Source organism: Pseudomonas sp. ML96 (genome assembly GCF_000761545.1).
Lineage (GTDB): Bacteria > Pseudomonadota > Gammaproteobacteria > Pseudomonadales > Pseudomonadaceae > Aquipseudomonas.
This window is the reverse complement of the sequence record NZ_JPMY01000020.1, coordinates 21,583-31,547: the sequence shown is the minus strand read 5'-3', so window position 1 is coordinate 31,547 and position 9,965 is coordinate 21,583. Positions and strand designations below refer to the sequence as shown.

At 64.3% G+C, this 9,965-nt stretch carries 9 protein-coding genes; 4 read left to right on the top strand and 5 right to left on the bottom strand.

Going from position 1 to position 9,965, the window contains the following annotated elements; all coding sequences use genetic code 11:
* On the top strand, positions 1-301 hold a 301-nt coding region (locus IP89_RS13185; RefSeq protein ID WP_043310014.1), incomplete at its 5' end, for a methyl-accepting chemotaxis protein.
* A gap of 63 nt (positions 302-364) precedes the next feature.
* On the opposite strand, the gene aguA is transcribed toward IP89_RS13185, so the two are convergent.
* The 5 genes from aguA to IP89_RS13160 all read right to left on the bottom strand — a co-directional run bounded on the left by aguA (position 365) and on the right by IP89_RS13160 (position 5,981).
* The gene (gene aguA, locus IP89_RS13180) at positions 365-1,471 is read right to left on the bottom strand and encodes an agmatine deiminase (protein WP_043310013.1); all 1,107 of its coding nucleotides are present in this window, start codon (positions 1,469-1,471) and stop codon (positions 365-367) included.
* A gap of 50 nt (positions 1,472-1,521) precedes the next feature.
* Positions 1,522-2,403: an N-carbamoylputrescine amidase gene (gene aguB / locus IP89_RS13175; RefSeq protein WP_043310012.1), complete on the bottom strand. Its 882-nt coding sequence runs from the start codon at positions 2,401-2,403 to the stop codon at positions 1,522-1,524.
* Between the two features lie 276 nt (positions 2,404-2,679).
* Positions 2,680-3,321, bottom strand: coding sequence for a TetR/AcrR family transcriptional regulator (locus IP89_RS13170; RefSeq protein ID WP_043310011.1), 642 nt, complete (start codon positions 3,319-3,321; stop codon positions 2,680-2,682).
* 106 nt (positions 3,322-3,427) lie between these two features.
* The gene (locus tag IP89_RS13165) at positions 3,428-4,483 is read right to left on the bottom strand and encodes an extracellular solute-binding protein (RefSeq protein ID WP_043310010.1); all 1,056 of its coding nucleotides are present in this window, start codon (positions 4,481-4,483) and stop codon (positions 3,428-3,430) included.
* Positions 4,484-4,601: 118 nt separating this feature from the next.
* A complete protein-coding gene (locus tag IP89_RS13160; RefSeq protein ID WP_043310007.1) occupies positions 4,602-5,981 on the bottom strand; it encodes a glutamine synthetase family protein in 1,380 nt (459 codons plus the stop codon).
* A 276-nt stretch (positions 5,982-6,257) separates the two neighbouring features.
* Between IP89_RS13160 and IP89_RS13155 the strand changes: the two genes are divergently transcribed.
* The 3 genes from IP89_RS13155 to IP89_RS13145 all read left to right on the top strand — a co-directional run bounded on the left by IP89_RS13155 (position 6,258) and on the right by IP89_RS13145 (position 9,918).
* The gene (locus IP89_RS13155; RefSeq protein ID WP_043310006.1) at positions 6,258-7,007 is read left to right on the top strand and encodes a gamma-glutamyl-gamma-aminobutyrate hydrolase family protein; all 750 of its coding nucleotides are present in this window, start codon (positions 6,258-6,260) and stop codon (positions 7,005-7,007) included.
* Positions 7,008-7,101: 94 nt separating this feature from the next.
* Positions 7,102-8,460: a glutamine synthetase family protein gene (locus IP89_RS13150; RefSeq protein ID WP_043310005.1), complete on the top strand. Its 1,359-nt coding sequence runs from the start codon at positions 7,102-7,104 to the stop codon at positions 8,458-8,460.
* Between the two features lie 84 nt (positions 8,461-8,544).
* Positions 8,545-9,918, top strand: a complete 1,374-nt coding sequence (locus tag IP89_RS13145) for an aspartate aminotransferase family protein (RefSeq protein ID WP_043310003.1) — start codon at positions 8,545-8,547, stop codon at positions 9,916-9,918.
* Positions 9,919-9,965 lie beyond the last annotated feature (47 nt).

The window sequence follows — 9,965 nt, the reverse complement described above, 5'->3', positions numbered from 1 at the left end:
CAACGCGGCCATCGAGGCGGCGCGTGCCGGCGAGCAGGGCCGCGGCTTCGCCGTGGTCGCCGATGAGGTACGCAACCTGGCGGCGCGCACCAGCCAGGCGACCCTGGAGATCAACGATGTGGTGCAGCAGAACCAGGACCTGGCCCACCGCGCGGTGAGCGGCATGGATGGCAGCCAGGCCAAGGTTGAGGAGGGCGTGCGCCTGGCCAACCAGGCGGGCGAGGTGATGCTGGAGATTCGCGACGAGGCGCAGCGTGTGGTGGACGCCATCGGCCAGTTCACCCAGGCCTTCCAGGACTGACCCGGCGCCAGTCGAGCGGCCATGAAAAAGCCCGCCGATTGGCGGGCTTTTCCGTTGCAGGGCTCAGCGCTGTTGCGGCGCCGGCTGCTGCTGGGTGATGCAGTGGATGTTGCCGCCGCCGAGCAGGATCTCGCGGCCCGGCACCATCACCACGCGGTGCTCGGGAAACACGCGCTGGAGGATGGCGCGGGCTTCCTCGTCCTTGGCGTCGTCGAAGCTCGGCGCGACGATGCCGCCGTTGACGATCAGGAAGTTGACGTAGGAGCCGGCCAGGCGGATTGACGGATCACGCTCCTGGGTGCCCTCGGCAGCGTCGACGCCGGCGCACTCTTCCTCGGTGGCGTGGATCGGGCCGGGGATCGGCATCTTGTGCACTACCAGCTGGCGGCCCTTGGCGTCGCGGGCGGACTCCAGCACCTTCATCGCCGCCTGGCAGCGCGGGTAGTTGGGGTCATTGACGTCGTCGGTCCAGGCCAGCAGTACTTCGCCCGGGCGCACGTAGCAGCAGAAGTTGTCGACGTGGCCGTCGGTCTCGTCGTTGAACAGGCCGTCCGGCAGCCAGATCACGGTATCCACGGCCAGGTGGTCGCGCAGCACCGCCTCGATCTCTTCGCGGCTCAGGTGCGGGTTGCGGTTCTTGTTCAGCAGGCACTCTTCGGTGGTGATCAGGGTGCCTTCGCCGTCGACGTGGATCGAGCCGCCTTCGAGCACGAAGCCCTCGGTGCGGTAGCGGTCGCGGCGCTCGATCTCGAGGATCTTGCTGGCCACCTGATCGTCACGCTGCCACGGCCAGTACAGGCCGCCATCGAAGCCGCCCCAGGCGTTGAAGCCCCAGTCCACGCCGCGCACTTCACCGCTGCTATTGATGACGAAGGTCGGGCCGGTGTCACGCACCCAGGCGTCGTCGGTGGTGATTTCCACCAGGCGGATGTCGCTGCCTTCGAGGCGCGCGCGGGCGTTCTCGTACTGGCCGGCGGAGACGCAGATGGTCACCGGCTCGAACTCGGCGATGGCGCGGGCCACGGCGGTGAAGGCGGCTTGCGCCGGCTTGCCACCGAGGCGCCAGTTGTCCGGGCGCTCGGGCCAGACCATCCAGGTCTGGCTATGCGCTTCCCATTCGGCGGGCATGCGGAAGCCGTCGGCGCGCGGGGTGCTGTTCAGTGTGGTCATGGCAGTGGTCCGTAAGCAGGGCGCCGGCCCTCGTGGGGCTGGCGGGTGGATTACTCGGAAGCCTGTTGGCCGTCCAGGGTCTTGAGGGGATCGTACAGGTTCGGGCGACGGTCGCGGAATACGCCCCAGGCGCTGCGCACGTGCTCGAGTTGGTCGAGGTCGAAGCTGTGCACCAGCACGCCTTCCTCGGTCTCGCCCAGCTCCTCGACCTTCTTGCCGAACTGGTCGGCGATGAACGAGGAGCCGTAGAAGGTGATGTCGTAGCCGTCCTGTTCCTCGCGGCCGATGCGGTTGGCGGCGATCAGTGGCATCAGGTTGGCGCCGGCGTGGCCCTGCTGCACGCGCTGCCAGTGGTCGCGCGAGGTGATGCTCGGGTCATGCGGCTCGCTGCCGATGGCGGTCGGGTAGAACAGCAGCTCGGCGCCGAGCAGCGCCATGCTGCGCGCGGCCTCGGGGAACCATTGGTCCCAGCAGATGCCCACGCCGATCTTGGCGTAGCGGGTGTTCCAGACCTTGAAGCCACTGTCGCCGGGGTTGAAGTAGTACTTCTCGTGATAACCGGGACCGTCCGGGATGTGGCTCTTGCGGTACACGCCGAGGTTGCTGCCGTCGGCGTCGATGATCGCGATGCTGTTGAAGCGGGCGCGGCCGGCGCGTTCGTAATAGCTGATCGGCAGCACCACCTGCAGCTCGCGGGCGAGCTTCTGGAAATGCAGGATGGCCGGGTTCTCGTCGGTCGGCGTGGCCAGTTGCAGGTAGTCGGGGTTGGGCTTCTGGCAGAAGTAGGGGGTTTCGAACAGTTCCTGGATCAGGATGATCTGCGCACCCTTGGCCGCGGCCTGGCGCACCAGCTTCTCGGCCGTGGCGATATTGGCGGCGCTATCCCAGGAGCAGGCCATCTGGGTGGCGGCGACGGTAACGATGCGCGACATGAGACACCTCGCAGGAGCATTCGAGAGGTCATCTGACACTAGCAGAGACCCATGGTCGCGCCCGACGCATTAGCTGCATGGGCGGCGAATGGGTGACTTTATATTCGATAAAAATCGGCTTTGGAAGCGAATTTTTATCCGCTCATCCGGCTGTCTGCTAATTTCGCTGGATAAATATCCGCAGCATTTCGTTCTGGCAAGAAGCCGTAAGTACGACGTTTCGCCAGTCGTAGGGGTGTTTGAGCGTCGAAGTAGAGAAAGCCGATAGTTATCGGCTCAATCCAGGGGGCGCTGCCGTTTGGGCAGGGCGGGCGGCAGGTACAGGGCCAGGTAGGCGTCGAACACGCGCATGCCCTCTTCGGCCAGGCGCGGGGTGATCTCGCCGTGCAGCTGTACCGAACGGGCGTAGACGCGGTCGCCCAGCTCTATGGCCAGGGCGAATACGTCGACGTCTTCCGGCAGTTGCGGCAGGGGGAAGTGGCGATCGAACAGGGCCTGCATCAGGCGGCCCAGTTCGAGGTCGTGCTGGCGATCGGCCTGGGTCACTTCGGACAGGCCGTGCTGGGCCAGGATCAGCTGGCGCGCGGCGCTGTCGCCGGCGTAGATGGCCAGCATGCGCTGTTCGATGATCCGTGACAGGTCGCGCCAGTCGTGCAGCGCGGCATGTTCCACCGGCTGCACCAGGCAGGCGCGGAAGCCGGCGTGGATATCGGCGGTCAGTGCCTCCAGCAGAGCCGGCACGCTGGCGAAGAAGTGGTACACGGACGAGGGCGGGATCTCCGCGCGCTCGGCCACCGCATAGATGGTCAGACCGGCAAAGCCCTGGCTGCTGAGCAGTTCGCGCGCGGCCGCAAGGATCAGTTCGATGCGCGCCTGGCTGCTGGCGCGGGGCTTGCGGGCGATTGCGGTGCGGGTCATGCCGGTCTCCTGTCCGTGGCAGGCGCTATTGGACGCCAGACGGACAGGTGAGGCAAGCCACCCGTCGGGAGGGGAGTGCTGGCGAGACGAGCTCGCCAGGCGCGGCTCAGCTGCCGTCGCGGAAGCGGGTCCAGACTTCGTCGCGAGCGCTCTTGGCCTTGTCGGTCAGCGGCGTCAGGGCGAACAGGCGGCCTTTGGCGCCGTCCAGGTTGCGCCCCAGCTGGTCGCGCAGCTTGGGTTCGAGGAACTGCTGGGCGTCGCTGTTGGCGCTGGGGTAGAGGGTCTCGGCGCTGATCAGTGCGGCCACCTGCGGCTGCATCAGGTAGTCAATGAACTTGTGTGCCAGGTCGGCGCGGCGGGCGCTGGCCGGAATCACCAGGTTGTCGATAAACAGCGTCGAGCCTTCATCCGGCACCACGAACTGTACCGGCTGGCCGGCGTCGCTGGCGCCCAGGGCATCGCCGACCCAGGCCACGGCCATGCACAGCTTGCCCTGGTTGAGGTCCTCGATGTAGCGCTCGCTGTCGACGTAGCGCAGGTTGGGGCGCAGGCCCTGCAGGGTCTCGCCGGCCTTCTGGATACGTCCCGGCGAGCTGTTGGCGAAGCTGCGGCCCTGATAGTTGAGCAGGCTGTAGAGCACCTCGTCCGGCGCATCTAGCACGCTGATGCCGCAACCGTTGAGTTTGGCGCTCTGCGCCGGGTCGAACAGCAGGCTCCAGCTCTGCGGCAGCGGCCCGCCATAGGCGGCCTCGGCCTGCGGCGTGTTGATCGCCAGGCCCACGGCGCCCCACAGGTAGGGCACGGCGTAACGGTTGCGCGGGTCGACCGCGGCCAGTTTGCTCAGCAGCTGCTTGTCCAGGTGCGTGCGGTTGGGCAGGCGAGTGAGGTCGAGCGGCTGCAGCAGGCCGGCCTTGATCAGCGGCGGAAGATCATTCTGCGAAGGCACGGCGATGTCGATGTTCTCGCCGCTGGCGAGAATCTTGTCGAGCTCTTCGGCCGAGGCGTAGGTGTGGTACTCCACCTCGATGCCGGTGGCCTTGGTGAAATCGGCGAGCACCTGTGGAGCGATGTAGTCGTTCCAGTTGTAGACCCGGATGCTGTCGGCGGCGGCCGCCAGCGCGGGGGTGAGGCTGAGCAGCAACGGAGCAAGAATGCGAAACATGACGACCTCCTTGGCGAGTGTTGGGCACGGCTGCGCCGCTCCACGCTAGGCGGCGTACAGGCAGATGCTGGCGGCAGAAAAAAGAACGCCGGCACTAAGGCCGGCGTCGGGTATTGCGTCAAACGGTATGCAGATACCAGTTGTACTCGAGGTCGGAGATCGTGGTCTCGAACTCTTCGAGCTCAGCTTCCTTACAGGCGACGAAGATGTCGATGTAGTCGGGGCTGATGTACTTGTTCAGCACTTCGCTGTCGTCCAGCTCGCGCAGGGCATCGCGCAGGTTGTTCGGCAGGCTCTGTTCCAGCTGTTCGTAGGAGTTGCCCTCGATCGGCTCGCCCGGATCGATCTGATTGGTCAGGCCGTGGTGCACGCCGGCGAGGATCGCCGCCATCATCAGGTACGGGTTGGCATCGGCACCGGCGACGCGGTGTTCGATGCGCACCGCGTCAGCGCTGCCGGTCGGCACGCGGACGGCCACGGTGCGGTTGTCCAGACCCCAGCTCGGTGCGTTGGGCACGTAGAACTGCGCGCCGAAGCGGCGGTACGAGTTGACGTTGGGGCAGAGGAAGGCCATCGACGCCGGCATGGTCTCCAGGACACCGCCGATCGCGTGACGCAGCGCGGCGTTCTCCTGGGGGTCATCGCTGGTGAAGATGTTCTTGCCGGTGGTCTTGTCGAGCAGCGAGATGTGCACGTGCAGACCGTTGCCCGCCTGGCCTGGGTAGGGCTTGGCCATGAAGGTGGTATCCATCTCATGGTCGTAGGCGATGTTCTTGATCAGGCGCTTGAGCAGCAGGGCATAGTCGCAGGCCTTGATCGCGTCTTCGGTGTGGTGCAGGTTCACCTCGAACTGTGCCGGGGCGCTTTCCTTGACGATGGCGTCGGCCGGGATGCCCTGTTCCTTGGCGGCTTCCAGCATGTCCTGCAGGCAGTCGACGTATTCGTCGAGGTCGTCGATCAGATACACCTGGGTCGACTGCGGGCGCTTGCCCGACATCGGCGAGCGCGGCGGCTGCGGACGGCCGTTCACGTTCTCCTGGTCGATCAGGTAGAACTCCAGTTCGAAGGCCGCGCAGATGCGCAGGTTCATCTCGTCGAACTTGGCCACGATCTGGCGCAGCACTTCACGCGGGTCGGCGAAGAACGGCTTGCCGTCCATCTCGTGCATGGTCATCAGCAGCTGCGCGGTGGGGCGCTTCTGCCAGGGCTCGTTGCACAGGGTATTGGGGATGGGGAAGCAGATGCGGTCGGCGTCGCCGATGTCCAGGCCGAGGCCGGTGCTTTCGACGGTGGAACCGTTGATGTCGAGGGCGAACAGCGAGGCGGGCAGGTTGATGCCCTTTTCATACACCTTATGGAGGCTGTTTCGTTCGATGCGCTTGCCGCGCACAACCCCATTCATATCAGCAATTAGAAGGTCAACGAACTGGACCTCAGGATGTTCCTTGAGGAACGCGTTCGCTTCGTTGAGCTGAACGGCACGCGGGGGTACCGACATGATGCAACACCTTTTTTGTTAAAAATTTCAATCATTCATTCTTACAGCCCTGAGTCAATCTCAATCACCATGGGCTGTCAATAGCGGCTCATTTTGCCCTGAAACGGGGCTCGATGGCCAGTTTTGGGGCATTTCAGGGTTTTCTGACCGGCCTCGAGCCCCTGTGGCGTCTAGCGCTCAGCGGCCTGTGTTCAATTTTTTACAGCCCTATTGTGTAATAAATTGAACAAGGCTAATCTCGGCCTCACCTGACAACAGCATAAGAACGGGTGTCCCATGTTGCGCCTGCCGATCATCGGCGTCACCGCCTGCACCAAGCAGGTCGGCCTTCATCCCAACCATATAGTCGGCGACAAGTATGTGCGCGCCGTGGCGGTTGGAGCCGGAGGGCTGCCCCTGGTGATTCCGGCGCTGGGCGAGCTGATCGATCTGGACACCCTGCTGGCCAGCGTCGATGGCCTGCTGTTCACCGGTTCGCCGTCCAATGTCGAGCCCCATCATTATAGTGGCCCGGCCAGCGCGCCCGGCACTCATCACGATATCGCCCGCGACGCCACCACCCTGCCACTGATTCGCCGTGCCATCGATGCCGGCATTCCGGTGCTGGGCATCTGTCGCGGCTTCCAGGAAATCAACGTGGCCTTCGGCGGCAGCTTGCACCAGCGCGTGCAGGAAGTGGCCGGAATGATGGACCACCGCGAGCCGGCCGATGAGCCGGTCGAGATTCAATACGCCCCCCGCCACGCCGTGCGCGTGCAACCGGGTGGCGTGCTTGCCGGCATCGGCTTGCCGAGCGAGATTCAAGTCAATTCCATTCATGGCCAGGGCGTTCAGCGTCTGGCGCCGGGCCTTCGCGTAGAAGCTCTGGCGCCTGACGGGTTGATCGAAGCCTTCTCCGTCGAAGGTGCGCCGAGTTTTGCGCTCGGAGTGCAATGGCACCCCGAGTGGCAGGTACGATCCAACCCGAATTATCTCGCCATCTTCCAGGCCTTTGGTGAGGCTTGCAGGAAGAAGGCGGGGCAATAGCTGAGTAGGTGAGCACCCGGCGAGCGGCGAATCCATACGGGTTCGCTAGGCTCTAACCGGTCCGCAGTAGCCGCTCTACAACCCTGAGGTCTTTATGACTAGCAAGCTCGACCAGCTGACCAGCTGGCTGAAAGAACGCAAAATCACCGAAGTTGAATGTCTGATCAGCGATCTTACCGGCATTGCCCGTGGCAAGATTTCGCCGACCAACAAGTTTCTCGACGAGAAGGGCATGCGCCTCCCCGAGAGTGTGCTGCTGCAGACCGTAACCGGCGACTACGTCGAGGACGACATCTATTACGAGCTGCTCGACGAGGCCGACATCGACATGTTCTGTCGCCCGGACGAGAACGCCGTGTTCCTGGTGCCCTGGGCCATCGAGCCCACTGCGATGGTGATCCACGACACCTTCGACAAGCAGGGCAACCCGATCGAGCTGTCCCCGCGCAACATCCTCAAGAACATCCTCAAGCTCTACGCCGACAAGGGCTGGAAGCCGATCGTGGCGCCGGAGATGGAGTTCTACCTGACCAAGCGCAACAGCGACCCGGACTTCCCGCTGGAGGCGCCGATGGGCCGCTCCGGCCGCCCGGAAGTCGGTCGCCAGTCCTTCTCCATCGACGCGGCGAACGAATTCGACCCGCTGTTCGAGGACGTCTACGACTGGTGCGAACTGCAGGACCTGGACCTCGACACCCTGATCCACGAAGACGGCCCGGCGCAGATGGAGATCAACTTCCGTCATGGCGACGCGCTGCACCTGGCCGATCAGATCACCGTGTTCAAGCGCACCATGCGCGAGGCCGCGCTGAAGCATGACGTGGCGGCCACCTTCATGGCCAAGCCGATCACCGATCAGCCGGGCAGCGCCATGCACATCCACCAGAGCGTGGTGGACATCAAGACCGGCAAGAACCTGTTCTCCAACGAAGATGGGACCATGAGCGAGCTGTTCATGCATCACATCGGTGGCCTGCAGAAGTTCATCCCCGAAGTGCTGCCGCTGTTCGCGCCGAACGTCAACTCGTTCCGCCGCTTCCTGCCGGATACCTCGGCGCCGGTGAACGTCGAGTGGGGCGAAGAGAACCGCACCGTCGGCCTGCGCGTACCGGAAGCCGGCCCGCAGAACCGCCGCGTGGAAAACCGTTTGGCCGGTGCCGACGCCAACCCGTATCTGGTGCTGGCTGCGTCGCTGCTGTGCGGCTACATCGGCATGGTCGAAGGCATCAAGCCGAGCGCGCCGGTCAAGGGTCGCGGCTACGAGCGTCGCAACCTGGCTCTGCCGGTGACCATCGAGAGTGCACTGGAGCGCATGGAGGCCTGCAAGGCCGCCGAGAAGTACCTGGGCGAGAAGTTCGTGCGTGGCTACGTCGCGGTGAAACGCGCCGAGCACGAGAACTTCAAGCGGGTGATCAGCTCCTGGGAGCGTGAATTCCTGCTGTTGTCGGTGTGACCGGAGCGGGCGCGGCATGCCGCGCCCGTTGCCACTGATTTCATCGGGCTGCCGCCGGTGGCCCGCGTAATAAAAGGTGTTGTTATGACCAATGCAGTGACCAACCCGAAAACCCGCGAGTGGCAGGCCATGAGCCGTGAGCACCACCTCGCGCCGTTCAGCGACTACCAGCAGCTGCACGAGAAGGGCCCGCGCATCATCACCAAGGCCGACGGCGTTTACCTGTGGGACAGCGAGGGCAACAAGATCCTCGACGGCATGGCCGGTCTCTGGTGCGTGGCTGTCGGTTACGGCCGCGAGGAGCTGGTCGAAGCGGCCGCGGCGCAGATGCGCGAACTGCCGTTCTACAACACCTTCTTCCAGACCGCCCATCCGCCGGTACTGGAGTTCGCCAAGGCCATCGCCGAAGTGGCGCCGGCCGGCATGAACCACGTGTTCTTCACCGGCTCCGGCTCGGAAGGCAACGACACCATGCTGCGTCTGGTGCGCCACTACTGGGCGAGCAAGGGCCAGCCGAGCAAGAAGGTGATCATCAGCCGTCACAACGGCTACCACGGCTCCACCGTGGCGGGCGCCAGCCTGGGCGGCATGAAGTACATGCACGAGCAGGGCGACCTGCCGATCCCGGGCATCGTGCACATCCCGCAGCCGTACTGGTTCGCCGAAGGCGGCGACATGAGCCCGGAAGAGTTCGGTATCTGGGCTGCCGACCAGCTGGAGAAGAAGATCCTCGAAGTCGGCGAAGACAACGTCGCGGCCTTCATCTCCGAGCCGATTCAAGGCGCCGGTGGCGTGATCATTCCGCCGGACAGCTACTGGCCGCGCATCCGCGAGATCCTCGCCAAGTACGACATCCTGTTCGTTGCCGACGAAGTCATCTGCGGCTTCGGCCGTACCGGCGAGTGGTTCGCCAGTGAGTACTACGGCAACGCGCCGGACATGATCACCATCGCCAAGGGCATGACCAGCGGCTACGTGCCCATGGGTGGTCTGATCGTCAGCGACAAGGTGTACCAGGTGATCAGTGCCGCCGGTGACTTCAACCACGGCTTCACCTATTCCGGGCACCCGGTGGCGGCCGCTGTCGGCCTGGCCAACCTGCGCATCCTGAAAGAAGAAAAGATTATCGAGCGGGTGCAGAACGAAACGGCACCGTATTTGCAGAAGCGTCTGCGTGAGCTGGCGGATCACCCGCTGGTTGGCGAGGTTCGCGGAGTGGGCATGCTCGGCGCCATAGAACTGGCGAAGAACAAGCAGACCCGCGAGCGTTTCCCGGGCGAGATGGGCGTCGGCATGATCTGCCGCGGTCACTGCTTCGAGAACGGTCTGATCATGCGCGCCGTAGGCGACACCATGATCATCGCGCCGCCTCTGGTGATCAGCAAAGAAGAGATCGATGAACTCGTGGAAAAGGCACGCAAGTGCCTCGATCTGACCGCCCGCGCGGTGCTGGTGTAAGGCTTGAGCCGAAAGCTCGACCTTGCCAGACTGCACGGTGCGTTGGC

Coding starts and splice junctions, on each gene's coding strand:
- IP89_RS13170 (WP_043310011.1), bottom strand. CDS start 3,321: ATGACCCGCACCGCAATCGCCCGCAAGCCCCGCGCCAGCAGCCAGGCG.
- aguA (WP_043310013.1), bottom strand. CDS start 1,471: ATGACCACACTGAACAGCACCCCGCGCGCCGACGGCTTCCGCATGCCC.
- IP89_RS13150 (WP_043310005.1), top strand. CDS start 7,102: ATGACTAGCAAGCTCGACCAGCTGACCAGCTGGCTGAAAGAACGCAAA.
- aguB (WP_043310012.1), bottom strand. CDS start 2,403: ATGTCGCGCATCGTTACCGTCGCCGCCACCCAGATGGCCTGCTCCTGG.
- IP89_RS13160 (WP_043310007.1), bottom strand. CDS start 5,981: ATGTCGGTACCCCCGCGTGCCGTTCAGCTCAACGAAGCGAACGCGTTC.
- IP89_RS13145 (WP_043310003.1), top strand. CDS start 8,545: ATGACCAATGCAGTGACCAACCCGAAAACCCGCGAGTGGCAGGCCATG.
- IP89_RS13165 (WP_043310010.1), bottom strand. CDS start 4,483: ATGTTTCGCATTCTTGCTCCGTTGCTGCTCAGCCTCACCCCCGCGCTG.
- IP89_RS13155 (WP_043310006.1), top strand. CDS start 6,258: ATGTTGCGCCTGCCGATCATCGGCGTCACCGCCTGCACCAAGCAGGTC.